We start from the raw sequence: 24491 nt of genomic DNA on the forward strand, positions 1-24491 counted from the left end.
TGTTAAGTTGAATAAAATTTATAGTTTTAACAAAATTTACAATTGTATAAGCAAATTTAATCGGAAATTTTAAAGCATCAATTTTGATTATTTAAGTTCATTGCTGAATAAATCTCGACTAGATATATTATAATAGTAGTATTATTTAATAAATGCCTTTTTAAATGCCTCTAAAATCTGTCAATATGAATAAATTATTACTGACATTAATGTTTGTAAGTTTCTTTAATGTGAATGCTCAAAATCCCGTTCAGCAATTTAATTTCGACGGAAACACAAGTAATAACGATAAAACAATTTCTTTTTTAGGATCTTCCACTTTCGCTAATGACAGAAATGGAGTTGCTAATGGCGCTATCAGACTTACAAATAAATTTTTGCAGACGGTTGTTGGCGATCTTCCACAGGATAATAAACCAAGATCAATTTCAATTTGGATAAAATTTAATGCAATTGCTACAGTAAATTATATTTTTGGTTATGGGAGTCCTATAAATGGACAATACTTTGGTTTGGTACAGCAAGCTGCAACTGGAGCGACTTCTGATTTAAGTTTGGCAGGTTGGGGAACGACAAATAATGTAATAGTTGCAACGCCGCTTGCAAAAGGCGTTTGGTATCAATATAGTATTACTTATGATGGAACTACATCTAAAATATATCGTAATGGCGAATTGTTAAAATCATCAGATGCAATTGCTCGCGCAACAAAAGGCTATATTCTTAAGTTAGGACAAATGAATACTGCACTTGGTATTAATGCAGATATAGACGATCTTAAGATTTATAATGTTGCAATGACAGACGAGCAGGTTATGGAGTCATACACCAGTTCGAAACCATCAGGAGTTGTAGCTGAAAATGTTGCAACGGTAAAAAAAGGAGCAGCAGATTTAAAAAATACACCTGAAGGTAATGTGGTTGCAAAAAAAGTTGAGGTTTTCTCACAAGGAAAGAAAATAATCAGAAATAACACCACTAATATTAGTGACTTACCAGAAGGTACTTATTTGTTGAAAATAACAAATGGTCAAAACTAAGAATTGCCACTTATAAGCAACAAATAATAAATATTGTTTTCTAAAATATATAACTCCATTCGTTTCTGCGAATGGAGTTTTTTTTGAACTATTCCAGAACTTCTACAGAATAGGTATGTATTTAATATCCAGATATTTTTTGTTTTTAAGTGAATGTTAATTTTTCTGATTTAATTGTAAATAACGTATTTATATGTAAGATTATTTGGTTTTGATTGAAGTAAAATTATTATTTTAATAGTATTAGTGAAGGTATAAATAAATGCAATTAAGCGTTTAAAATCATCGATTTTGGTTATTTAAACGATTATTTAGGTTAGTTATCGAAGAAATTTTCGCTCAAATGCATAATAATATAGTTTAGCATTGTTAAAATGACACAGAGTTTTTTAATACCCTAAATCTACTATTATGAAAAAATTACTACTCACATTAATGTTTGTAAGTTATTTGAATGTTAATGCACAAAACCCGATTCAGGAGTTTAATTTCAATGGTACTTTAAATAATACCAACAATACAACTTCATTCATGGGAACGAATAATTTCGTGAACGATAGAGCAGGAGTTGTAAAAGGAGCACAGCGACTAAGCAATAAAGCGCTTGAAGCTGTAATTGATAATCTTCCTCAGGAAAATAGTGCAAGAACTGTAAGTATCTGGGTTAAGCTAAATGATATTTCGTCAGCGAACTATATTTGGGGTTATGGAACTGCTTATAGTGCACAATATTGCGGTTTATTGCAGCAAGGAACGGCTTCATCAAACTCAGACTTAAGTTTGGCTGGTTGGGGAGCTACAAATGATGTTATTGTTTCGACGCCGCTTGTAAAAGATACTTGGTACAATTATACGATAACTTACGATGGTAAAGTTTCGAAGATTTTTAGAAATGGACAATTGCTTAAATCTGTTAATGGAATAAGTCGTTCGACTAAAGGAAACATCTTTAGATTAGGTGAAATAAATACAACTGTTGGGATTAATGCTGACATCGACGATTTAAAAATATATGATGTTGCGCTTACAGACAGTCAGGTTATAGAACTTTATAATAGTTCTAAACCTACAGTAAATATTGTAGAACCAGTTGTAGCTGCAAAAGTTACGACAACTGCAAAAGGAAAAACGGCTACAAAAACTGCAACATCAAACAATGCTATTATTGCTTCAAGTGATGTGAATGGAGTTTCAAAAAATGTTGAGGTTTTCTCGCAAGGACAAAAAATAATAGGTAATAATTCGATGAACATAAATGATTTGCCGGAAGGAACTTATTTGCTAAAAATAACAAATGCTCCATCTAAAAAAATCACTTCAAAATAAGGTTAAGGATAATTTTTAAATAGTTAGTTAGTTTTTTATGTTGTTTAGTAGAGTTAAATTTTTTGGAATAGTGAAAAAGACCTTCTAAAGACCCTCCTTTCAGAAGGTTTTTTTGTACTTACTGCTTTTTTAATAAAATACAAAACTTGTATTTTATATACCTTCATTTCTGTGATTACTAATATAGAATTCAAAATAGTAGTTAAGATGAAAATAAATATAGCTACTTGGGATGATCCTGAAGATTTGCAAAATCTGATAGATTCATACAATAAAAGCAATAACCTTGATATTAAGATTGTAGCTTTTGAAAATCGGGATGGTAGTTTTTTTGCAACTATAGAATCGGATAAATTAAGTAAAGAAGACGCCTTTTACCTCGGGAAAACTTATGGAATTATGATAGAAGATTTCAAACCAAAAGGTATTCTTTAATTTTTATAAACTCCGTAAATGAAAATACCTTCCGGACCATATTGTCCTGTAAGAGAGTAAATAACGGTTAATTTGTCATTTTGAGAAATTTCTAATATTCTTGAATTGTTATTCTCGGCGTAGGCATAAAAAACATTATTCTCTTCTTTTATCTTTAGATTGTATTTTTCAGTTAATAACTCAAGTTCTTGCTTGCTAAAATATCTAAAAGTAGATAATGATTTTAAATTTTCTTTAATGAAGTAAATTCTTTCGTTCTGTACTTCTATATATGAATTACTATAAATAGAATAATCGTCGGAACTTAGCCAATTATCATAGGAGTTGGTTGCTTCAAACAAGCTTATTCCATCGAATAAATCATAAGTAAACTGAATATCTAAATCATCAGCTTTATTATTTTCTGTATTAGAATTAGCAATCAAATAGTCTTTCCAGTCTTTCATTAACTCATATACTTCCTGAGTAGGAATTTCGGCAATACATTTCCAGTAATTATAAGTATCAATAACTTGCGATATTTCTTTTTTACATTCAATAGAATAGACTTCATACCCAAAATCATAATACAGTAATTCTCCAGATAAGACTTTTTCTAATGATTTGACAATTTCTTCTAAATAATCTAATTTTAAATTTAATATTTCAGTAGAAAAATGTTCCCCATAATTCTCTTGGTCTTCAATTATTAATAGTGATGTTGACTTATTAAGATTGTCATTTTTATCAAAATAATTATGCTGTTCAAATTTGTATTTCATCTTTTTGTAAATTAAGAAACAAGTAAAGTCCGCGTAAGATTTAACTGTTATAGAAAAAAAGTTACATAAAACTAGAGCGGGGATTTGATATGTTCTTGTCAACTGCTTCCACTGAACCACCGTGTATTCTCCCTAAATCAAAAACCTGATTAAAATTGGCATTAGTAAATTCTACAATCGCAAAGTTGACCTCATCACCTATGTATTCGACAAAAACAAAGTCTGTATTATAAGTTGCATTATACCACTTAATAGAATCTCGTAATATGATTTCGTGGTTTGTGAATATTCTTAGGCGATTTTTTTCTTGTTCCATTTATTTTGTAAAAATATTAGAGAAAGATATTTAAATTAAAGATAAAATTTCAGCGAATGTGAGAAATAGTTTGTTTTATATTTAAAAATGATAAAAAGCCTTCTAAAGATTATTCAGAAGACTTTTTTGTGTTTATTACTTTTTCTTTTGTTGTCCTGGAGCATAAGCTTTTGCGCTTTTACTTCCGGACATTTTTTTTGCTTGTCCCGGCGGAATTTTGCCAGAACTTCCAGCAGTATGTGTATGTGTGCTGCAGCCAATTGCGCTAATAGTCACAAATAAAATTACCATAATAGCAACGGTAAATTTGGTGTACTTAAATGTTTTCATAAAATGTTTTTATAATTTGGAGTACCTCAAATATACTAGTTTATATGATTTTTTATAGTTTCTGAATTTAGTTTAAAACCGTTACAAACAACAAAAGCTCTGAAAATTTCCAGAGCTTTTGTTGTTTGCTTTTAAAGTGCTTTTAGCTAATAACGCTAATCACTATAAATAGAATAACCAAGGCGATTACAGCAAATTTGGTGTATTTAGATGTTTGCATAAAATGTTTTGTTTAAAATTAATTTAGATTTGAGATCGGCAAATATAATAGTTAATTTGATTTATAGCTCTTAAGAAGATATTAAAATAAGAATAATCGTAAGAAAAAAAATAATTTTATTCTCTTCCCAACCTTTTTTATCGAAATGTACTCTATATAAATAGTAATCATCTCAAAATGATTTTAATTTAAAAAACAGAGTATGAAAAAGAAATTCACCTTAGAAATAGCAAGTCCTTGTTCTGAAAATTTTGATAAAATGATTCCAAATTCAAAAGGTTCATTTTGCGATTCATGTGCTAAAAATGTGATTGATTTAAGCAGAAAAACAAATTCAGAAATCGCCAGATTTATGGTGGAGAATAAAGATAAAAACATTTGCGCAAGAGTTAAAACAACGCAATTGGAAAACGAATTTGTATACAATGAAACTTCGAGAATGAACAATCTTAAATATGCTGCAATTGCTGCTTCGGTTTTACTAACGTCAAATGTTGTCGCGCAAGAAAACGAGCCGGTTAAAAGCGAGATAAGTGTAGAACCAACTCATCATCTTGTTGGTAAAATCGCCATTAATCAAGCTGTTCAGGAATTGATTTCGATAAAAGTCAAAGGAAAATTATTAGATTCCGAAACTCATAGACCATTGGACGAATTAAGATATCCTGATTTGACGCTTAATATTAATAACGAACCAACTCCGGTTAAGGTAAATCCTAAAACAGGCGAGTTTTCTATTCCTGTTATACTTTCAAAAGACAGTAAAGAATTGATGATTACTGTTGTCAGCAATGATTCTCATTTGTCTAAAGTGATACCTTTTGATGCGAAGTCAGTAAAAAGAAATGTTTTTCAGCAAGATATAATTATCGAAACTGAAAGTATGGTTGTAACTCAAGTATATCGATTAGGTGGTATACGTGCCAATTTTATTGAAGAAAAAAAGGAATAACAAAATTCAATTAAACGCAATCAAAGACTTCATCAAAACAAAAAAGCCCTGAAAATTTTCAGGGCTTTTTGATGTTTATAAAAAGAGAATATTATTCTTCTTTCATAGTGTGATAAACGTTCATAACGTCATCATCTTCTTCAATTTTTTCGATTAATTTCTCAACGTCAGCGATTTGAGCTTCAGTAAGTTCTTTTGTGATTTGCGGAATACGCTCAAAACCAGAAGATAAAATTTCAAGACCTCTGTTTTCTAATTCTTTTTGCAAAGCACCAAAGCTTCCAAAAGGAGCGTAGATTAAGATTCCGTCTTCGTCTTCAAAAACCTCTTCAGCACCAAAATCAATTAGTTCAAGTTCTAATTCTTCAGGATCAAGATTCCCTTTTGCAATTCTAAAATTACAAGTATGATCAAACATAAACTCAACAGAACCTTGAGTTCCCATTGTTCCGTTACATTTGTTAAAGTAGCTTCTGATGTTTGCTACAGTTCTATTATTGTTGTCAGATGCAGTTTCAATTAAAATCGCAATTCCGTGAGGCGCATATCCTTCAAACAAAATTTCTTTATAATTGGCAGTATCCTTATTACTTGCATTTTTTATCGCGCGCTCCACATTGTCCTTAGGCATGTTAGCGGCTTTTGCATTTTGTATTACAGCTCTTAATCTAGAATTGGCATCTGGGTTAGGACCACCTTCTTTAACGGCCATAACGATATCTTTACCAATTCGGGTAAATGTTTTAGCCATTGCTGACCAACGTTTCATTTTTCTTCCTTTTCTAAATTCGAACGCTCTTCCCATTACTAATTTTTTATTTTGTGATGCAAAAATACGGTTATTCCTTATTTTTCCAAAATCAATTCTATTCTTTTTTTATTTGTTTTAAGTTTCAGGTTTTCTTTGTTTCAGGTTTCAGGTTTCACGTTTTGAAATAAGGTGAGTTTGTGTGAGTTTAACCGCAAAGCACGCAAAGTTTTTCATCTATAAAGTGTATAAATGTGCATAAAAAGGCAAAGTTCGCAAAGCTATGTCTAAATAAAGCTTTGCGAACTTTGCATTTACTAACCACAATCCAAAACAAAAAATCTTTGCGCACTTTGCGGTTAATTTTTTTATTCTCATTTCAAAACCTGAAATCTGAAACCTTATTTCGAAGCATTAAACTCATTAATAACATTTACTGCTTCATTCAGATACGGATTGGTTTTCAGATTATCGATTTGATATTGATTTATTGTTTTTTCGGTAGGATAAGCGCCTAATAAAAATTGATTTACGGTAGAATTGTAAACATCCAACGGATTATTTTCGTCATTAAAAGTATTGATTTCAGTCCAAAGCGAATTTACGCTTTTCTTTTGTTGAAAAACCGCGTCTAATGTCATCGGAATCTCCGCTTTTGGAGTATTTACCAATTGATCAATTTTCAGATTGATTTTTTTGATGTTATTAAAAAAGTAATTATCCGCCAATCTTGCTGTACTATTTTTAGCCAGTTTATCGATAAGACTTCTCTTTACGTATGGTCTGTATTTTAAAAAGGGCTGAATACTGTCGTTTTTAATTGCAGTCGGAAAATCACTTTCTTTTTGGTAAACACCTTCGTAGAATTCCGGAAGAATTACGTCTGGTTTAACCCCAATATATTGATGACTTTTGCCTGTAACTCTATAGAATTTGTTGATTGTAATTTTTAGAAAGTCAGTATTTTTACTTTCGTCAAGCGAAAGAATAGTCTGCATTGTAGCTTTTCCAAGAGTATTGCTTCCTAACAATAATGCGCGATTATAATCTTGTAAAATCGACGAGAAAAACTCACTTGCCGAAGCAGTATTGCTATTTACCAAAATCACAATTGGACCTTTATAAATCAATCCTTTATACGGATCATTAATCACAGATTTTCCGTCCTTATTATCTATAACAATCGAAAGCGGACCATAATCTATAAACATTCCCGCCATTTTTATAGCTTCTTCCATAGATCCTCCACCATTATCGATCAAATCAATTACAAGACCTTTTATATTATCTCTTTCAAGTTTTATCACTTCGCGCGCAACATCATCGGCACAACCTTTTCGACTCGTTCCGTCTAAATCTGCATAAAAACTCGGAATCTTGATGTATCCAATTTTACTTTCTTTTCCAACAATAAAACTAAAAACCGAATTTTCTTCGTCTTTCATCACTTGCTTTTCGATATAAACATCAAAGCTTTTACCGGCATTTCGCTTTAGCGTAAGCGTAATACTTTTATTCGATTCAGATAAAATCATCGTCGAAATAGATTCTAATGAAGCACAGGAAACCTGCAAAGTGTCTTTTTGATTCGAAATCGAAACAATCTGATCGCCTTTTTTTATTTGTCCCGTTTTGTAAGCAGGACCATTTGGATCGATTTCTTCAACAATAATTTCATTTTTTTCGTTAAGATTCACCGTCATTCCCAGCGACAAATGCTCTTTGGACAATGAAGCGACAAAACTCGTTTTAGAATCATCACTAAAATAAGCCGTATGCGGATCAAAATAAGTACAGAAGAAATTGTAGAAATTCTCTTCCTGTTTCAGTTTAGTTTCAAGAAGCGTATTAATTCTGCAGATTTCATTCGTCAGAATCATTTTTCTGGCAGTAAGTTCAATTGATTTAAAATTGGCTTTAATCGAATCCAGGTTCTCGCTCGTTTCAGAGATTTCATCCAGAATTTGATAACGAAGTTTTTTAAGCCAAACCTTCTCTAAATCTTCTTTTTTGAGATAAAACGGAAATGATTTTTTATAAAACCTGATCGTATCTTTCTTAGAATAATCAATTGGTCCCGCCTGAATTTTTTCTAAAACAGCTTTAGTTCTCAAAAGACCATTTTTGTATTTAGCCGTAATATCCGCCAGAAAACTACAATCGTCGCTCAGGATTAAATCGTCTAAATTAAGTCGGTATTTATCCGCCATTTCGTCGTATTCACTCTTGTAGAAAATGTTTCGTGAAGGATCTAAGCCATTGATAAGATTATCAAAAACATAAATAGATAAACTATCGTCAACAGGTTTCGGTCTGATATGTTCTGCCTGAATAAGAGCGTTTATTTTGTTTACTAATTCGCACGTTTCAGCGCTATTTTGACTAAATAGAACAGTAGTAGTCAACAAAAATACCAGCCAAATTTTTTTCATAAATAGAACATCTATCGTTTAGACTAAAGTTACATTTAATTTTTCAGAAAAGGTTATATTATTTTCTAAAATTTCTTACAGCAAAGCAATTTATTTTAACACATTCAAATTAAGTTTTTAAAATATAAAGCCAGAAAAAAAAACACGAATTCATGAATTATTGTAAGTGCATGATAAACAATAATTCGTGAATTCGTGGCAAAAAAAAAATGCATTACAATTAAGTAATGCACTCTTATTTATGTATGTCTTAAAAAAAACTATTTCTTATAAAAAGGTAATTTAACCACTTTTGCAGCAACATCATTTTTTCTAATTCTGATAAAGATATCGCTATCAACAGCACTATTATTTACTGTAACATATCCCAAACCAATACCTTTATTCATAGAAGGCGACATAGTTCCAGAAGTCACAATACCAATTACTTCGCCAGAAGCATCAACAATTTCATAATCGTGTCTTGGCACCGCACGCTCTTGCATTTCAAAAGCAACCAGTTTTTTAGTAACACCAACTTCTTTTTGTTTCTTCAAACTTTCAGAATTGGTAAAATCTTTAGTAAACTTAGTAATCCATCCCAATCCTGCTTCAAGCGGAGAAGTAGTATCATTAATATCATTTCCGTACAAACAGAAACCCATTTCAAGACGCAAAGTATCACGTGCAGCTAATCCAATAGGTTTGATTCCGAAAGCTGCACCAGCTTCAAAAACCTTGTTCCAAACTTGTTCAGCTTCACTGTTTTTGCAATAAATTTCAAAACCTCCAGAACCAGTATATCCTGTAGCCGAGATGATTACATGTTCTATTCCTGCAAAATCACCAACTTCAAAATGATAATAAGGTATTGCAGCCAAATCGATAGACGATAAAGCCTGCATAGCTTCAACCGCTTTTGGCCCTTGAATTGCCAATAACGAATAATCATCCGAAAGGTTTTTCATATCAACACCCAAATCATTGTGCGAAGAAATCCAGTTCCAGTCTTTATCGATATTCGAAGCATTTACAACCAGTAAATACTGTTCCTCTTTCATTTTATAAACAATCAAATCATCCACGATTCCGCCTTCATTGTTAGGCAAGCAAGAATATTGCGCTCTTCCAATCGTCAAAGTCGATGCATCATTTGAAGTCACCTTCTGAATCAAAGCCAAAGCATTTGGTCCAGTCAACAAAAATTCTCCCATATGCGAAACGTCAAAGACCCCCACACTGTTTCGAACCGTCTCGTGTTCAGCATTCACACCCTCGTATGTAATAGGCATATTGTAACCGGCAAAAGGTAGCATTTTCGCTCCCAAACCCTCGTGTATGTGCGTAAGCGCAGTATTTTTCATTGTGTTGTTTTAAAAAATTGTGTCGCAAATTTATTCAAAAAATATCAAAATGAAGCACACTAAATTATAAATTTCGTAAAGATTAGGAGCTATTTCCTGCTTTCCGTTACAAGTCCTCATAAAAAAAGCAAAGTTTCTAAAGTTCCAAAAAGAGCTTCCGTTGGTCGCTTTTTTAGAACAAGAAACTTTTGCTTTTTTTACTCCGGGCTTTTCAATTCAATCAGGGCTAGGACATTCAGGCAATAAGAAACACTCTCTTCATCAATTTTTTATGTAACTTTAATAATCCAAATTTTTATCATTAAAATAAATCCAAAAAACAAAACATTTCACGAATCAAAAATCAGTTTTTATCCGCGTCTTTACGAAGTAAATCCGTTTTATCCGCGTCATAAATAACCCCAATACAAAAAAAACATCAATACAATACATAAAAAAGCCCAATGAAAGATCCATTTCTAATCACAAAAGAAGACATTCTAAAATTCTACAAACCCGTAAATCCTCTCACACATAAAGGACTTCAAGGGCATGCAGTGATTATTGCCGGAAGCTACGGCAAAATTGGAGCAGCAGTTTTAGCCTCAAAATCCTGCTTAAAATCAGGCTGCGGACTTGTAACAACTTTCACACCAAAATGCGGTTATCAAATCCTTCAAATCTCAATTCCCGAAGTCATGGTTGTAACCGATGAAAACGCCAATTTTATCACCAATATTCACTTTCCCATACAACCACAAGCAATCGGAATTGGTCCAGGAATCGGGCAGGAGTTAGGCACACAAAAAGCACTATTCGAATTTTTAAGAATCAACAACACACCATTAGTTCTCGATGCCGATGCCTTGAATATCTTGGCACAAAACCAATCCTGGCTAGAACTAGTTCCCGAAAATACAATACTAACACCACATCCAAAAGAACTGGAACGCCTAATAGGAAAGTGGAATTCAGAATCAGAGAAGTTTCAAAAAACAATTGCCTTTTCAGAAAAATACAAAGTCATAATCGTCATGAAAGGCGCGCCAACCTACATCATCAATAAAACCGAAATCTACGAAAACACCACAGGAAACGCCGCATTAGCAACCGCAGGAAGCGGCGACACCCTAACCGGAATCATCACAAGTTTACTCGCCCAAGGTTACGAACCCAAATATGCCGCAAAACTAGGCGTCTTTCTCCACGGATCAACCGCTGATATCGCTTTGCCAAAAACAGGCTATCAATCGTTTATAGCCTCAGATATTATCGAGAATTTAGGGAAAGCTTTTCTTGAATTAGAAAATGTGTCAATTAGATAATTAGAAAATTGGATAATTTGTTTCAGGTTTGAGGTTTTCTTTGTTTCAGGTTACTCACTTTGTCCATAGACTAAAGTTTACACAATGTTTTGTCATTTCTCGTTCCTCGAAATGACAAACTAAATCGCCAATCTTTTTCGAGTTTCTAGTATGATCTCTCGTTCCTCAGGATAATAAAAAAACACAACTAAAAAAAAATCCGCATTAATCCGCGTCTTCGCTTTAGCGAATCAGTTTCATCTGCGTACTTATTACACGCCAAAAAAGCTTAAGATATATATATTATTCTTCGCACTCTTTGCGTAAAACTTTGCGAACTTTGCGGTTAAATAAACAAAATCGTAAGTTTGTATATATGAAAAACAATTTCGATCTAAGAACCGTAAATGTCACCCGTTACATTACACCTTTGCGTGAAGGCGGTTCCTTACCCGCTTTGGCAGAAGCCGATGACGATTTTAAATACGTCCTAAAATTCAAAGGAGCCGGTCATGGCGTAAAAGCCCTAATCGCCGAATTAGTTGGTGGACAAATTGCCAAAGCCTTAAAATTACAACTACCGGAATTAGTCTTTGCAAATCTCGACGAAGCCTTTGGAAGAAGCGAAGGAGACGAAGAAATTCAGGATTTACTACAAGGAAGTCAGGGACTAAATTTGGCACTTCATTTTTTGTCAGGCGCCATTACATTCGATCCCGTTGTAACAACAGTTGATGCCAAATTAGCATCGCAAATTGTTTGGCTTGACGCTTATATTACCAATGTAGATCGTACGTTTAGAAACACCAATATGTTGATTTGGCACAAAGAATTATGGCTGATTGATCATGGCGCATGTTTATATTTTCATCATTCCTGGAACAATTGGGAACAACATGCTAAGAGTCCGTTTGCATTGATAAAAGACCACGTTTTATTACCACAAGCCACACTTTTAAAAGAAGTTGACGCTGAATATAAAGCGCTTTTAACACCGGAAATTCTGGTAGATATTGTAAATACAATTCCGGAAGAATGGCTGCAATGGGAAGACACTGATGAAACACCCGAAGCTTTGCGAAACGTATACCTACAGTTTCTGCAAACGAGATTAAACAATTCAGAAATCTTTGTAAATCAAGCCCAAAATGCAAGATAGTCACTTATATGAGTATGCCGTAATTCGCGTAGTACCCAGAGTGGAGCGAGAAGAATTCCTAAATATCGGAATCATTTTGTTTTGCAAAAAAGCCAAATTTATAAAAGTATTACACCACATAAACGATACAAAAATCGAAGCATTATCAAACGATTTTGATATCGAACAATTGCATTGCAATATAACAGCATTAGAAAAAATTGCAAGTGGAGCCAAAGATGGCGGTCCAATTGGCGAAATGGAAATTCCGGAACGTTTTCGTTGGTTAACAGCTATTAGAAGCTCAGCAATTCAGACTTCAAGACCACATTCAGGATTTTCTCAGGATTTAGAAAAAACGATTCAAAGATTATTTGAAGAATTAGTGCTTTAAAAAGAGGTTCAAAGGTGCAGAGGAACAAAGGGACAAAGATTTCTCTGTAGAGGCGCACAGCAGTGCGTCTAACCTAACGATTTAAAAAACTTTGCGTCTTTGCGCGACTATTTCACTTCAATATAAAAAGCTTTGGGGTAAAATGGTTTAGTAAAAAAATAACCATATAAGTAATTCAAGAAATCATAAGCCTCAGACTTAAATTAACTTAAATAACTTATATGGTTTAAATAAAAAAAAACTAACTCAATTTTTATTAAAAAGATCCACAGGTATTTCCTGTAAATGTAGCACCGGCGCCTCCAGTAACATCAGCTTTAACAGCCGAAGCAGCAAGTGTTATAATAGAATAAGGCGGAGTAAAAGCAGTATTACTTCCAAGAGTATTTCCGGTAGTATTTACAAATGAGTTTCCAACTGCGGTAACGGCAGTATAACCAGTCATTAAATCTATTGGAGTCTTAACACCTTCAAATACATTGTTTTCTACGCGAAGACTAGCTTCAAAACCTGCAGCAATACATTTATTGCTCACAGTACTATTAAAGTAATTGTTGATCAAATGTACTTTTCCAAAACGAACTCTAGGCATTCTTTCTTTACAACCTTGCGCCCACCAACAACGAGCAAAAGTAATTCTCAATTTTCCACGATCGGCAGTTGCACCATCGCTTGAACCAATTAAATTTGAATATCTGTGATCGTCAGAACCTCCTGGACCTCCAGCTTTAGGCGCTTTCAAATAACCGAATTTGCAATAAGAAACCGTCACATAATCTGATTTGTTTTTGATGTCAAAGTTTCCGTCAACACCATCTCTGAATTCGCAGTGATCAACCCAAACGTTTTGGCAATCGTCAAGAATTGCATTGTCCCAACCGTCAGTATCGTACGCGCCAGGACCTTCAAAAATTAAATTTCTGATGATTAAATTCGTACATCTTTTGATGTTGATAATACCAGAACCATCTTTAGTCTGATTCGTAGAAACAAGTTTTGCTCCGCTTGCGCCATAAATGGTTTTTCCACTTTGGTCTTGCAATGATAATCTTGTTGTAACGGTAATTGTACCGGTTACTTTAATCACTTTTACCGCACTATTTTCTATAGCCGATTTAAGTAGTGCGTAAGTGTTCACGACAGTTTCTGGTGAAGTTCCACCACCAGTTGTACTTCCATTTTGAGAAGCCCAACCCGGAACCTGAGCGCAGTTTCCAACTTTTGCAGTTAAACCGCTTTGAGCAGTTGTAGAAGTTTCGATAACAGCATTTTTACCGTTTTCAATAGTTGCAGTTTCGTCGGTATTACAAGCTGTAAAACCGAAAATTAGTGTTAGTAAAAACACTGAAATTGTAGATTTGGATTTCATAATATTAAGTTTGGTTACAAAAAGTTAAGAGTGCAAATCTGCTTATAATTAGATTGAAAAAAGTTGAACAAGTTCAATGTTTTGAAAATATTTTACTGTTAAATGTATATTTAACACCAATTACATTACAAAAAACTATATTTTTGCGCAATCGATTACATTATTTTTGATTCATTCACCTACTTACGCCCCTGAGTAAGAATAAAATAAAAAACATGTACAAAGCCCTAAGATTAAACATTGAACGTAAAATACCACTAACAGACGAAGAATGGAAATTAGTACTTGAGAAAACGGAGTTTATAAAACTCAAAAAGAACGAGTTTCTTCAGATTCAGAATTCTAATAGTTCCTATGAAGGATTTATTCTGAAAGGAGCTTTTAAAACCTACATTTTGAATGATAATGGTAACGAAAGTGTTATTTTTTTCTCTTTCGAAAATGAATGGATGTGCGATCTCGAAAGTTTCTATCATCAAAAGCCTACAACCTACAACATCAAGGCAATTGAAGAAAGCGAAATTTTAGTGATTAGCAAAGCCAATAAAGCGCTCTTGTTTGAGCAAGTACCCAAGCTGATTCAGTTTCACATTCTTATGGTCGAAAAAGCCAATATTGCCATTCAGCAAAGACTTTTAGACGTATTAAACAAAACTTCGAAGCAAAGATATCTGGAGTTTATAGAGAGATATTCTCAAAAAGCAGATAAAATCAATAACAGAAATTTGTCGTCTTACCTTGGCGTTTCGCACGAGTTTTTGTCAAAGATTAAGAGAAGGTGCTGAGGTTCTGAGTAGCTAAGGTTCTAAGGTTTTCTGTAGAGGCGCACAGCAGTGCGTCTTGGTTATTATTAAAAAATCTCGCAAAGTCGCGAAGTCGCGAAGTCGCGAAGATGCAAAGAAATATAAGAAATAAACTTTGCGACTCTGCGACTTTGCGAGATTAAAAAAAACTTGTGAACTTTGCGTAAACCCTTGCGAACTTTGCGGTTAAACCTGAAACCTGAAACAAAAAACTTCAAAGAATCGGATTAAAAATCCAATATTCCAGTGAGGCATTCATTAGAAAAATGAAGCATTACATTTTCCTTTTCTGGATTTTCAATGACTAATAAATCATAAGGTTCCAGATCATATGACTGCTCATTAATTTTAATAACGGTTGTATCCAAAGAAAATAGAATTATTATTTCAGTATTAAAATCCTGATTACTATTTGTTATTTTCAGTTTGTGATGGCGTATTTTTTCAGAAATGATCCAATTAAAATCAATACCTTTTGTAGAAGAAGTCACTTCATCATCCGAATTAAATTCCATGATTTCGTATTTCTCATATATCTTTTCTTCATTGTTTATCTCAACATGTAAAGAATCATCAAGCATAACCAAATATCGGTAATAACCTTTAAATTTCGTAAACTTAGAAGGGACTTCCTCAATTGTAGCACTGCTTATTCTGAATACAAAATCTCTATCGGCATAGTTTGCTGTTCTCGGATATATCATATATTCATATGTCAATCCGCCACTCCAAATAGAGGCTTTACAATCTTTTTTAGGAAAAAGGCTTATGTTCATTTATTGAATATTTTAATATGACTTCAAGTTCCTTGATACATCTTTTTACCCTGCTTTTAAATGAACTTATATCACTTATATGGTAAAAAAAACTTAAATTTTCTTTTCAAAATAAATAAACTCCAAAGGTTTTTCAGAAATCGTAACATGAATTTCACTTTCAGGAAAAGCTTCTCTTTTGCCAGTATCAACATACCCGTGACGTTTGTACCAAGCAATAAGCTCTTCACGAACCGAAATTACCGTCATAATAATACTAGATAATCCTAAAGATTTAGCATGATTTTCGGCTTCAGCCAACATCTTTTTACCAATTCCGCTATTTTGTAATTCAGGAGAAACAGTTAACATTCCCAAATACAATTGATTTTCTTTTTCGACCAATAAAACCGATCCAATAATTTGATTGTTTTCGGTGTATTTTAGAATAGTATTTTTAGGATCAAGAATTGTTTCTGTCAATTCTTCTTCGTTTGTTCTTTTTCCTTCTAATAAATTGGCTTCAGTCGTCCAGCCTTTTTTAGAAGTTTCGCCTCTGTAAGCTGAATTAATTAATAGATTTAATGACGGAATATCTTGTAATGTTGCTTTTATAATCATGGTATACAATGCTGTATTTTTATTTTTTAATTTGAATAGTTTTTTGCATTAACTGGAGAAACAAAATTATACTATTTAGGGAACGGCTTTATCCAAAATCTGTTAATTATTTTTTTGCTTTTCGATTAATTAATCCAAACCTCTTTATTTATTAAATCAATAGTAAAAGTATATTCACTTATGGATTCGACGTTTAAAACGCCATCATAAATTATTTTCCTTGAGAATGGTTTTATTTTCAGTTTGTTTTTGCCAATATTAAATTCTGTTTCAATAGTATTTGCCTCATTTATATCAGTTTGTAATCCCCAAGTGATACTACTTTCATTCGAAAGCAAGAAAGGTCCGCTGTTTCCGGAATCAAATAAAAACCAATAAATCGAATTATTTTTTGGTATTCCGATAAAGATATTTAATTCTGATCCATCAAGACCATTTGCAAAACGACTTTTGATAAGATGTTTTCCTTTCATTTGTTTTTTTGCCGAAATTGTATTCTCAATTATAAAAATGTTCTTAGAAAGATCAAGAGTCAGAATTTTATTTTCGAATGATTTTAGAGAAATAACACCATCAATTTTTGGCCAGTCTTTGGGTAAAATACTCATGATATCCCAAACACTAACAGTTGAATGAAATAAAGTTGCAGAACCTATTTTAAGCGAAATACTATCGCATTTTTGAGCTTTGATGATTTCGCCATCCATTCTAAAACCTGTAACGCTTCCGTATATTTTTTTGTTTGTGATTTGAGCGATTTCGGGAGAAATAATAGTTTGTGCACCTCCTGTATCGAATAGAAAATTATATTTTTTTCCTTTTATAAAAACGTCAATAGTTTTCATGTTTTCGATGTAAGGTTTTAGCCGAATTGTGTCTTGTGCAGAAACGTCTATTTTATTACCAAAAAGCAGTACGATAAGAATTATTTTGATTGATTTCATGATTGAATTTTTGCTTACTCTAAACTTGGTTTTCAGCTTTTCCCATTTTTGCATTATTGCGTATGTTTTTTAATTTCATGCAAATGTGGAATACTTATTTTCTAAAAACGACCGACAAAAAAAAGTCGAACCATTTATTTTAAATTAAATGGTTCGACTTTTTCTGAGAAATAATCACTCTTAATATAATTCTATAATAATGAAGATTTTCTGTATTCTGTTGGAGTTAGCGAAGTATGCTTTTTAAAAGCAGTATTAAAAGAAGATTTAGAATTGAAACCAACTTTATCTAAGGTTTGCAAAATGGTGAAGTCTTTTTTGGGATGGTTTTTTAGAATTTCCATTGCTTCTTCGATTCGGTATTGATTGATAAAATCAAAAAAGTGCTGGTTGAGATGCACGTTAATTAAAACCGATAATTCACTAACCGGAACATTAATTTGATTTGCCAATTCCTGAATCGTAAGCGAAGGATTAAGATAAGGTTTTGCTGTATTCATATGTTCTTTTAACGATTCGATTTGAGACATTATCTGTCGGTTTTCAAGATCGGTTAAAGCCACCGTTTTCGACTTATTCTTGCTTTTAGAATCTATACTTTTAAAAAGGTCAGGATTATTTAATGCTTTCAAAATAAACCAGCAAGTTATAGCCAATGCAATAATACCTGCAAACTCGTTGATGACGACTAAAAACTCATGATAATTAGTATATCTCAATAAATTTTTGAGTGTGTCAAAGTAATGCGCAATCACAAAAATCGTGGTCATTTGAAACAACCATTTATAAACAGAAGTATTAGAATTAGTATAATTTTCTAAGTAGATACTTTTGTATTTCTTTAGAATTATAAAAACGGCAATTATATATCCTAAATACTGTAATTCGATTATGGATTGAAAAAGCATCATTTCTCCGGTTTCAAAATGATGCTTAAAAAAGTACTTTTTAGCAGTATCATTTCCCAGATAAATACGAGGTATTAAAACCAAATTAAAAAGGATAAATAGAACAAAATGCAATAAATGTTTCCGTTTTAAACGAAAATCATTGTAGCAAATCGCTTGCACATAAAGATAGAATAACGGAATACTTAATAAGCAAAGCGTCCATCTGAAAATTTCTAAATTCGGATAGTAAGAAGTAATTTTATCGGCAAGAAAAAATCCGCTAATATCAATTCCGTTGATTATTAAATAAGTTGCAAAAAGTCTATTGGGAATCTTGTTTTTTGTCTTTACAGTTAATAGAAAAAAGATCAGAAGCAGTAAGACAAAAACTGTAATTACGGCAATAATCTTAAGATAACTGAAAGAATTCATCGAGTACTTTTTTTACGTTTTTTATCTTTTTTTCTAATTAATATTTTGGAGTAATGTTTTTTATTTTTTCAAATAATAGATCTTCTTTTTTAATTACTTTTTCATAAGGAGATTTATCTGGCAGATGTTGTTTTTGATATTCCTCAATAAGCGGAATAGTTAAAATAATTTTCAAAGCACTATGATAATTATTTATCTCGTTTCGTTTTTCATTGATAGTATTCATTAAATTTTTCAGATCAGCTTTTTGAGAGACATATTTATCGTTACTTTTCGTAATTAAATTTAAAATCTTCTGTTTCATTACGCTATCCGTTATACTATTTATTTGGTTTTTTGCGTCTCTGTAGTAATCATTAGATTTTTGATTATAATTATAAAAAACGTTTACTGTATCTCTTGTATTTAATTGACTTAACTCGTTTTCTAAAGATGTCAATTCTGGAGATTTCTCTACAAGTTCCTGATACAAGTCTTCGACCAAATCATTGCCTTTTCTAAATCTTCCGATATCAATACTTTTTTCTTCGAATGCTTTTGGTTCTTCAGAATTTCGGACATTAGTTTCATTATCCCGACAAGATGTCAAAATGATTAGTGATAAGAAAATGATTTTTTTTAGCATAGCTTTATAGTTATAATTTTAAAGTTTGAATTGTCTCCTGCTTTAGCTGGAAGAGCTAAATATATTATTTGCGGAATGGCTTTAGCCAAAATCGTTTAATTATTTTCTTGCTTTTCGATTTAGTAAATAACAATAAGTAAAATGAGTTAACAAAACTACTGTTATTCCAATATTCCAATAAATTTCAAAGTAACCAAATGCATTATAAAAGCAATATAAAGAATCTTTAGGTTCATCATCAACTCCAAAATAAATAGGAAAGACAATTAAAAAAAGTGATAGAAATATTGATAGAATTATGAGACGACCATATTTGATTTTAAAATGATCAACCAATCCATAACATAGCATTTGAATGATTAATATTACCAGAAAAAACTTCTCCATAGTTTTAAATTATTTTAATAATCATAAACGTGTTCAATTGTAATGCTTTCGTTTCTTGCTTTCTTGATAAAAGGCAATAATTTATCGACAGGTAAAAAGTAAACATTTCTTTTTAATTTATCATTAGTAACAATTTTGGATTGATACAATAATTTTGTGTCTGCCAGCTTTATATCTTTCGAATTGTCCATTATTGTCGAAACTGCAATTTCATCATTTCCGGAAATTTCATAAATTTTTACATCCTGATTCGAAAGTTTAATCATTTCAGATGTAAAAGCTCCCCATCGCGTCACGGCAATAATCATTTTGTCACCTCCTTTTTTAATGATTTTCAAGTCTTTATTTTCTTTAATAGAATCTGTATTCGAGATTATTAAATAAATAACATTTGAAGGAGTTTCGTATGTCGATTGCGCTGCCCATTGAATAAGTTGCGAATAAAAAGCTTTAAACGAAAATTCAAAAGTAAATAATACCGTTCTTTCCCATTTTCTTAAAGTACTGCAATTTGAATTATCAGAGACAGTCCACACTTTTTTGATCCAATCTAAAAAATTAAATTCATACCAAGCAGTTTGATATATAAAATCACTGTAAGCGCTTTGAGCTTCGATTATTGTTTCTTCTTGTTTTGATATTTGTTCTTCGGCAAATAGCGAAAAGAAACGTCCTATTGTATTTTCATAAATGATTTTTGCGCCGTATTCCATTGTCATACTTGCGCCAATTACTTGCAGCATTGTTTTGTATTCACTGTTTTCCGGATAAGCTTCTGAAGTTAATTTCAGCGAACGATCATAAAGTTTCCAATATTCATCAATTGATTTATAGAATGGAAAATCAGACGGATTTTTACCGCTTTTTAGATAATCAGCATATTCTTTCGGATTATAAACTAAATACCATTCCGGAACCGTGAGAATTGTTTGTTCTTCGGCTCTGAAATATTCTTTTATCTTCTTTTTTTCAATCGAGAGATTGTTTTTTCGATAAGGATTATACTTGTCCAGCAATTTGTTTGTAAAGCGCTGATCCGGATCGAGTTTGTTTTTTACTTCAAAATATTTTGTACTATTTGGATATCCTTTTTGAAACTGTTCAATAGTCGCATGAGGCTGATAGGGAAGATACCACGTTCCGTTTTCGCTCAAAATAGCGTCAGTCATTTCAAGAGTCCATTTCTTGACATTGTCTTTTGCTTCCTGATCAGTTCCTTGTTTATAATAAATCACAAAAGCAAAAACCTCTTTGTTTGCCCACGAAAGATAACTTTCATGATCCGGCAAAGCATGTCTTACCGAAACGTTGATAACATTTACTTTGTTATTTTGAAAAATAGCACTCATTTTCGGGATAAACGACTTTATATTTTCAACCGGAATAAAGTATTCTTGCAAGACGTAGGTTTCTTTTTCGCGAGAAGCAGGTTCTAATTCCTTTACATCATAACTTGCTTCCTTATTTCTCCATCGTACTATTTCGGGAAAATAAAACAAAGGATCAATCGTATATTCCCGAATCCATTTTCCGGAATTTCCCCAGGAAACCATTCCCGAAACTCTTGATTCCAGTAAATAATTTTCATCTTCCGGTATTAATCGTTCTTTATCAGTTAATGGTTTTGTAGTTTTTTCCCATGAAATACTCATTATTTTATCGTATTTCGGCGGATATAAATTACCATTTTGAAAAACTACATTGGTATTATTCCGAATGTTTTTATCGAAATAAACTTTGTAATCTTCGATATCCATTACCTGATGAAATCTTTCTACTTTTTCATTATCAACCAGTTTTAAAGTAGCTTCGGCAATAACACCAATTCCGCCATAACCGCCAATTGCGGCATTAAAAACCTCTTGATTTACTTCTCGATTGGCAATTATAATATCACCATTTGCCGTAATTATTTTTAATTCTAAAACCGACGAAATAATCGGACCATGACCAATATATCTTCCGTGACAATTTACAGATATAGCGCCGCCAACGGTAAAATTAGAATAGGTTTGCATTATTTTTATAGACAAATTCAGCGGATCGATTACTTTTTGAATGTCTCTCCAGCGAATTCCTGCTTGTACCGTAATTTCTTTTTTGGTTGTATCAATCTTTACAATTTTATTGAAAGATCTCATATCGATATGCAAACTGTTTTCAAAAGCAGTTTGTCCGCCCATACTGTATTTTCCTCCGCCTATAGAAATTGGTCCTGTAGTACTTTTTATGGCATCGATAATTTCATTTTCGGTTTCTGGTCTGATAATTTTATTTGCCTGAATAGGATTTATTTGCGTAATATCATTCAGCGTTTTATCCTTAATAACGGTATTGAAATTTGAATCTCCCGAAAATTCAATCAACAGGAAAATGTATAAAACGAATAAAATAAAACCATAAAACGGAATCGATCTGCGCTTTTTTCTATTAATAAACCGAATGGCTTTTTTAATTCCAGACCAAATCAGTTTTATTATTTTTAGCAAATAATTACATATAAATCGAATAAAGCGGTAGATTTTCTTCATAAAAAGGTGTAGAAAAATAATTATATTTTTGTAAAAACCATTAAAGCATTTTTGGTAGGATCTCCTTTTTGATACAATGTTTTTTTGGTGAATTTGAATCCAATTTTTTCGACAAAATCACAAATAAAATCTAGCGAATAAAAGTTTCTGATCTCTTTGGCATTGTATTCCCAAGTCTCATTTACGCCCAAATTAAAAACGTCGTGAGCAAGCGCAACTAATACTTTTTGATCTTCGGTATCGCAATTATGATCTCTTAAAATAAGTTTTCCGCCAACTCGCATTGTATCTCTGATCGACGAAATGTATTGCGTTCGCAAATCTATTGGACAATGATGAAAACCAATATATACAGTTACAAGATCTAAACTATTGTGCGGTACATGATCTGCAAATTTGGTTTCGTAATTGGTAAACTGAATATATTCTGCGCCAACGGCAATTTGACCGCGTTCGACCATTTCTGTAAAGGAATATTTTGGTTTTCGGCCGTCAGCATAATATCTTTTTCCTTTAATGGAAATACTTTCTTCAAGATAATCCAAATATCTGCCCGAAGAACCAATTTCTAAATAGCCATTATAAGAAGTTCCTTCGCCAAGTAAAGCAACGGTTTCTATAGACATTTCATTTTTTTGATGCATCAAAGCCGGAAGTTGATATCGAACGCCTGATAAAATGGGCGTAATGTCGTCTAGTTTTGATTGTGTTGCAATATAAATTTCTTTATCTGTAGTTTTTGAAATCGTATTGTCATAAATTAATTTATGGAATTCTGTTTCCGGATATAAATTAAATACGTTTTTCAAAAACAAAAAGAACTGATTTTTAAGCTTAGAATTGGTATAGATATATTTGAAATTACTTCTGATTAGCGAAGTCGAATTAAGTATTATATTCGGAAACAATTGTGCAGATGTAACAAAGAGTAATGTTGTTTTAATGAAATTCCTTCTTATCATAATTGTTTTTAATAAAGTAATATAATTCTTTCTTTTTTGAGCAAATATAGGTTTTAATTCAAAGGTTAATTATTTTTATTTGAATTCATATTGACTAAACAAATTAATTCCAATCTTTAATCCAACAAACCACTATTCAACACTATTTTTCGAATTTCAGATTCGAAATAATAAGCGATATCTAAATTGTCAAAAGCTTGGTTTTCGAGAACAATAATACTTGTTTGGGTTTTTGGATAATATAAATTTACCGATGTAAAACCTTGATCTGGAACAATTCCGGTATGACCAAATTCTTTAATTTTTGATTCATCGTTGATTCGAATTCCATATCCATAACCAATTTCTTTATCGCCAAAAACCGAATGTTGATTTGTAATTGTATAAGTAGTCATTCGGCCATAAGTTCCCACGTTCAAAAGTTTGCCATTATGCAACAAATTATTCCAAATAGCTAAGTCTTCGACAGTGCTGACAAGTCCTGCAGCAGGAATTCTCTCTTTGGGAACTATAACACCTTTTATTTCTTTGGTTGTATTGTCTTTAGAAAATTGACGACCGTTTACAACTTCATCTTTGTTAGAGTCATTCGGAAAAAAACTATCTCTCATATAGTTCTTCTTGAACAATTCGGTTACAACAGTTTCGTATGTTTTGTTGGTTACCCTTTCTATAATTTGAGCTAATAAAATATAATTTAAATCAGAGTATTTAAATTGAGTTCCGGCAGCAAAAATCGTTGGTTTCTCAAGATCAACAATGCCCGAAGTATGATTTAATAAATTTTCGACCGTTACAGTACTTGTCCAGGGTTGTTTTAAGTTTGGTAAATATTTTTTTATCGGAGTAATCAAAACAATTTTCCCTTTTTCGACTTCCTGAAGAATTAAAACAGCCGTAATTTGCTTACTATTAGATAAAATAACAAAAGGATCATCTAATTTCAGAGGTGTTTTTTTTGCAAAATCAGAATAACCGTAAGCTTTAGAATATTTGGTTTTTCCTTTTTGAGAAACTAAGATTGTTCCGTTAAAAGGTCGAACCGAAGTTGTTTTAATCAAGCTGTCTATTTTGGCGCTATAATTATCTTTTTGAGCAAAAATACTCTGATTTGATACAAAAAATAGGAGTAAGGCAATTGGAAGAAAAGATAACTTGTTTTTCATTTTTTGTAAAAGAGGTTTGGTGTTTTATGATTAAGTATTAAATGTAAAAGTAATAGAATTTATGCTGATTCGTTTTTATAATTTTTTGTTCCATCGGAACATCTCATCGGTAAAAACATACAGATTAGACACACAATTTGTCAAACGTCCTTACAAGACGATGTTTTTCACGATCTATTTTTTTTTCTACCGATGAGATGTTCCGATGGAACAAATTGTTGATGACAATATCTTATCAGGTTGTTTGTTAGAAAAACAAATCATTTTCTATTTAAGACACCTTTTTTT

General features: G+C 32.0%; 23 protein-coding genes. 8 read left to right on the forward strand and 15 right to left on the reverse strand.

Going from position 1 to position 24491, the window contains the following annotated elements; translation table 11 throughout:
• The first annotated feature begins 185 nt into the window (after window positions 1-185).
• The 3 genes from WN975_RS02315 (at window position 186) to WN975_RS02325 (ending at window position 2801) form a co-directional block, all read left to right on the forward strand.
• A complete protein-coding gene (locus tag WN975_RS02315; RefSeq protein ID WP_337965032.1) occupies window positions 186-1040 on the forward strand; it encodes a LamG domain-containing protein in 855 nt (284 codons plus the stop codon).
• A 411-nt stretch (window positions 1041-1451) separates the two neighbouring features.
• Window positions 1452-2366, forward strand: a complete 915-nt coding sequence (locus tag WN975_RS02320) for a LamG domain-containing protein (protein WP_337965033.1) — start codon at window positions 1452-1454, stop codon at window positions 2364-2366.
• Between the two features lie 207 nt (window positions 2367-2573).
• Window positions 2574-2801 (forward strand): hypothetical protein, encoded by a 228-nt coding sequence (locus tag WN975_RS02325; RefSeq protein ID WP_337965034.1) that lies wholly within the window; start codon window positions 2574-2576, stop codon window positions 2799-2801.
• On the opposite strand, the gene WN975_RS02330 is transcribed toward WN975_RS02325, so the two are convergent.
• The 3 genes from WN975_RS02330 to WN975_RS02340 form a co-directional block, all read right to left on the reverse strand.
• Window positions 2798-3562: a hypothetical protein gene (locus WN975_RS02330; RefSeq protein ID WP_337965035.1), complete on the reverse strand. Its 765-nt coding sequence runs from the start codon at window positions 3560-3562 to the stop codon at window positions 2798-2800. The genes WN975_RS02325 and WN975_RS02330 overlap by 4 nt on opposite strands.
• A gap of 61 nt (window positions 3563-3623) precedes the next feature.
• A complete protein-coding gene (locus WN975_RS02335) occupies window positions 3624-3878 on the reverse strand; it encodes a hypothetical protein (protein WP_337965036.1) in 255 nt (84 codons plus the stop codon).
• A gap of 135 nt (window positions 3879-4013) precedes the next feature.
• Window positions 4014-4208 (reverse strand): hypothetical protein, encoded by a 195-nt coding sequence (locus WN975_RS02340; protein ID WP_337965037.1) that lies wholly within the window; start codon window positions 4206-4208, stop codon window positions 4014-4016.
• A 422-nt stretch (window positions 4209-4630) separates the two neighbouring features.
• On the opposite strand from WN975_RS02340, the gene WN975_RS02345 reads away from it, so the two are divergent.
• The gene (locus WN975_RS02345; RefSeq protein ID WP_337965038.1) at window positions 4631-5380 is read left to right on the forward strand and encodes a hypothetical protein; all 750 of its coding nucleotides are present in this window, start codon (window positions 4631-4633) and stop codon (window positions 5378-5380) included.
• 91 nt (window positions 5381-5471) lie between these two features.
• Here WN975_RS02345 and WN975_RS02350 read toward each other — a convergent pair whose 3' ends face one another.
• The 3 genes from WN975_RS02350 to gcvT form a co-directional block, all read right to left on the reverse strand.
• Entirely contained in the window at window positions 5472-6185 is a 714-nt protein-coding gene (locus WN975_RS02350; RefSeq protein ID WP_007811539.1) for a YebC/PmpR family DNA-binding transcriptional regulator, read from the reverse strand.
• 344 nt (window positions 6186-6529) lie between these two features.
• Window positions 6530-8560 carry a S41 family peptidase gene (locus WN975_RS02355; RefSeq protein ID WP_337965039.1) on the reverse strand — a complete coding sequence of 677 codons (2031 nt, stop codon included), beginning with the start codon at window positions 8558-8560 and terminating at the stop codon, window positions 6530-6532.
• Window positions 8561-8820: 260 nt separating this feature from the next.
• The gene (gene gcvT / locus WN975_RS02360) at window positions 8821-9903 is read right to left on the reverse strand and encodes a glycine cleavage system aminomethyltransferase GcvT (RefSeq protein ID WP_337965040.1); all 1083 of its coding nucleotides are present in this window, start codon (window positions 9901-9903) and stop codon (window positions 8821-8823) included.
• Window positions 9904-10346: 443 nt separating this feature from the next.
• On the opposite strand from gcvT, the gene WN975_RS02365 reads away from it, so the two are divergent.
• From WN975_RS02365 to WN975_RS02375, 3 genes are all read left to right on the forward strand, one after another.
• Window positions 10347-11207, forward strand: a complete 861-nt coding sequence (locus WN975_RS02365; protein ID WP_337965041.1) for an NAD(P)H-hydrate dehydratase — start codon at window positions 10347-10349, stop codon at window positions 11205-11207.
• A gap of 355 nt (window positions 11208-11562) precedes the next feature.
• A complete protein-coding gene (locus WN975_RS02370; protein WP_337965042.1) occupies window positions 11563-12345 on the forward strand; it encodes an aminotransferase class I and II in 783 nt (260 codons plus the stop codon).
• Entirely contained in the window at window positions 12335-12718 is a 384-nt protein-coding gene (locus tag WN975_RS02375; protein WP_337965043.1) for a DUF3037 domain-containing protein, read from the forward strand. The genes WN975_RS02370 and WN975_RS02375 overlap by 11 nt, the downstream gene beginning before the upstream one ends.
• A gap of 256 nt (window positions 12719-12974) precedes the next feature.
• On the opposite strand, the gene WN975_RS02380 is transcribed toward WN975_RS02375, so the two are convergent.
• Window positions 12975-14087 (reverse strand): pectate lyase, encoded by a 1113-nt coding sequence (locus WN975_RS02380; RefSeq protein ID WP_337965044.1) that lies wholly within the window; start codon window positions 14085-14087, stop codon window positions 12975-12977.
• Window positions 14088-14302: 215 nt separating this feature from the next.
• On the opposite strand from WN975_RS02380, the gene WN975_RS02385 reads away from it, so the two are divergent.
• Entirely contained in the window at window positions 14303-14872 is a 570-nt protein-coding gene (locus WN975_RS02385) for a Crp/Fnr family transcriptional regulator (protein ID WP_337965045.1), read from the forward strand.
• 245 nt (window positions 14873-15117) lie between these two features.
• Here the strand turns inward: WN975_RS02385 and WN975_RS02390 are convergent, their stop codons facing one another.
• The 8 genes from WN975_RS02390 to WN975_RS02425 form a co-directional block, all read right to left on the reverse strand.
• Entirely contained in the window at window positions 15118-15666 is a 549-nt protein-coding gene (locus WN975_RS02390) for a HutD family protein (RefSeq protein WP_337965046.1), read from the reverse strand.
• Between the two features lie 93 nt (window positions 15667-15759).
• Window positions 15760-16266, reverse strand: a complete 507-nt coding sequence (locus WN975_RS02395) for a GNAT family N-acetyltransferase (RefSeq protein WP_337965047.1) — start codon at window positions 16264-16266, stop codon at window positions 15760-15762.
• Window positions 16267-16391: 125 nt separating this feature from the next.
• Window positions 16392-17210 carry an aspartyl protease family protein gene (locus tag WN975_RS02400; protein ID WP_337965048.1) on the reverse strand — a complete coding sequence of 273 codons (819 nt, stop codon included), beginning with the start codon at window positions 17208-17210 and terminating at the stop codon, window positions 16392-16394.
• A gap of 191 nt (window positions 17211-17401) precedes the next feature.
• The gene (locus WN975_RS02405; protein ID WP_337965049.1) at window positions 17402-18532 is read right to left on the reverse strand and encodes a helix-turn-helix transcriptional regulator; all 1131 of its coding nucleotides are present in this window, start codon (window positions 18530-18532) and stop codon (window positions 17402-17404) included.
• Between the two features lie 37 nt (window positions 18533-18569).
• A complete protein-coding gene (locus tag WN975_RS02410) occupies window positions 18570-19157 on the reverse strand; it encodes a hypothetical protein (RefSeq protein ID WP_337965050.1) in 588 nt (195 codons plus the stop codon).
• A 401-nt stretch (window positions 19158-19558) separates the two neighbouring features.
• Window positions 19559-22033: an FAD-dependent oxidoreductase gene (locus tag WN975_RS02415; protein WP_337965051.1), complete on the reverse strand. Its 2475-nt coding sequence runs from the start codon at window positions 22031-22033 to the stop codon at window positions 19559-19561.
• A 62-nt stretch (window positions 22034-22095) separates the two neighbouring features.
• A complete protein-coding gene (locus WN975_RS02420; protein ID WP_337965052.1) occupies window positions 22096-23037 on the reverse strand; it encodes a hypothetical protein in 942 nt (313 codons plus the stop codon).
• Window positions 23038-23153: 116 nt separating this feature from the next.
• The gene (locus tag WN975_RS02425) at window positions 23154-24203 is read right to left on the reverse strand and encodes a serine hydrolase domain-containing protein (protein WP_337965053.1); all 1050 of its coding nucleotides are present in this window, start codon (window positions 24201-24203) and stop codon (window positions 23154-23156) included.
• Window positions 24204-24491 lie beyond the last annotated feature (288 nt).

Origin of the sequence: uncultured Flavobacterium sp. (assembly GCF_951805225.1) — a bacterium.
Lineage (GTDB): Bacteria > Bacteroidota > Bacteroidia > Flavobacteriales > Flavobacteriaceae > Flavobacterium.

Bases quoted from the DNA above. Each gene is read 5' to 3' on its own strand.
- WN975_RS02325 (WP_337965034.1), top strand. From the start codon at position 2,574: ATGAAAATAAATATAGCTACTTGGGATGATCCTGAAGATTTGCAAAAT.
- WN975_RS02400 (WP_337965048.1), bottom strand. From the start codon at position 17,210: ATGAAATCAATCAAAATAATTCTTATCGTACTGCTTTTTGGTAATAAA.
- WN975_RS02385 (WP_337965045.1), top strand. From the start codon at position 14,303: ATGTACAAAGCCCTAAGATTAAACATTGAACGTAAAATACCACTAACA.
- WN975_RS02420 (WP_337965052.1), bottom strand. From the start codon at position 23,037: ATGATAAGAAGGAATTTCATTAAAACAACATTACTCTTTGTTACATCT.
- WN975_RS02370 (WP_337965042.1), top strand. From the start codon at position 11,563: ATGAAAAACAATTTCGATCTAAGAACCGTAAATGTCACCCGTTACATT.
- WN975_RS02375 (WP_337965043.1), top strand. From the start codon at position 12,335: ATGCAAGATAGTCACTTATATGAGTATGCCGTAATTCGCGTAGTACCC.
- WN975_RS02395 (WP_337965047.1), bottom strand. From the start codon at position 16,266: ATGATTATAAAAGCAACATTACAAGATATTCCGTCATTAAATCTATTA.
- WN975_RS02335 (WP_337965036.1), bottom strand. From the start codon at position 3,878: ATGGAACAAGAAAAAAATCGCCTAAGAATATTCACAAACCACGAAATC.
- WN975_RS02315 (WP_337965032.1), top strand. From the start codon at position 186: ATGAATAAATTATTACTGACATTAATGTTTGTAAGTTTCTTTAATGTG.
- WN975_RS02355 (WP_337965039.1), bottom strand. From the start codon at position 8,560: ATGAAAAAAATTTGGCTGGTATTTTTGTTGACTACTACTGTTCTATTT.
- WN975_RS02405 (WP_337965049.1), bottom strand. From the start codon at position 18,532: ATGAATTCTTTCAGTTATCTTAAGATTATTGCCGTAATTACAGTTTTT.
- WN975_RS02330 (WP_337965035.1), bottom strand. From the start codon at position 3,562: ATGAAATACAAATTTGAACAGCATAATTATTTTGATAAAAATGACAAT.
- WN975_RS02350 (WP_007811539.1), bottom strand. From the start codon at position 6,185: ATGGGAAGAGCGTTCGAATTTAGAAAAGGAAGAAAAATGAAACGTTGG.
- WN975_RS02340 (WP_337965037.1), bottom strand. From the start codon at position 4,208: ATGAAAACATTTAAGTACACCAAATTTACCGTTGCTATTATGGTAATT.
- WN975_RS02425 (WP_337965053.1), bottom strand. From the start codon at position 24,203: ATGAAAAACAAGTTATCTTTTCTTCCAATTGCCTTACTCCTATTTTTT.
- WN975_RS02380 (WP_337965044.1), bottom strand. From the start codon at position 14,087: ATGAAATCCAAATCTACAATTTCAGTGTTTTTACTAACACTAATTTTC.
- WN975_RS02365 (WP_337965041.1), top strand. From the start codon at position 10,347: ATGAAAGATCCATTTCTAATCACAAAAGAAGACATTCTAAAATTCTAC.
- WN975_RS02390 (WP_337965046.1), bottom strand. From the start codon at position 15,666: ATGAACATAAGCCTTTTTCCTAAAAAAGATTGTAAAGCCTCTATTTGG.
- WN975_RS02320 (WP_337965033.1), top strand. From the start codon at position 1,452: ATGAAAAAATTACTACTCACATTAATGTTTGTAAGTTATTTGAATGTT.
- WN975_RS02345 (WP_337965038.1), top strand. From the start codon at position 4,631: ATGAAAAAGAAATTCACCTTAGAAATAGCAAGTCCTTGTTCTGAAAAT.
- WN975_RS02410 (WP_337965050.1), bottom strand. From the start codon at position 19,157: ATGCTAAAAAAAATCATTTTCTTATCACTAATCATTTTGACATCTTGT.
- gcvT (WP_337965040.1), bottom strand. From the start codon at position 9,903: ATGAAAAATACTGCGCTTACGCACATACACGAGGGTTTGGGAGCGAAA.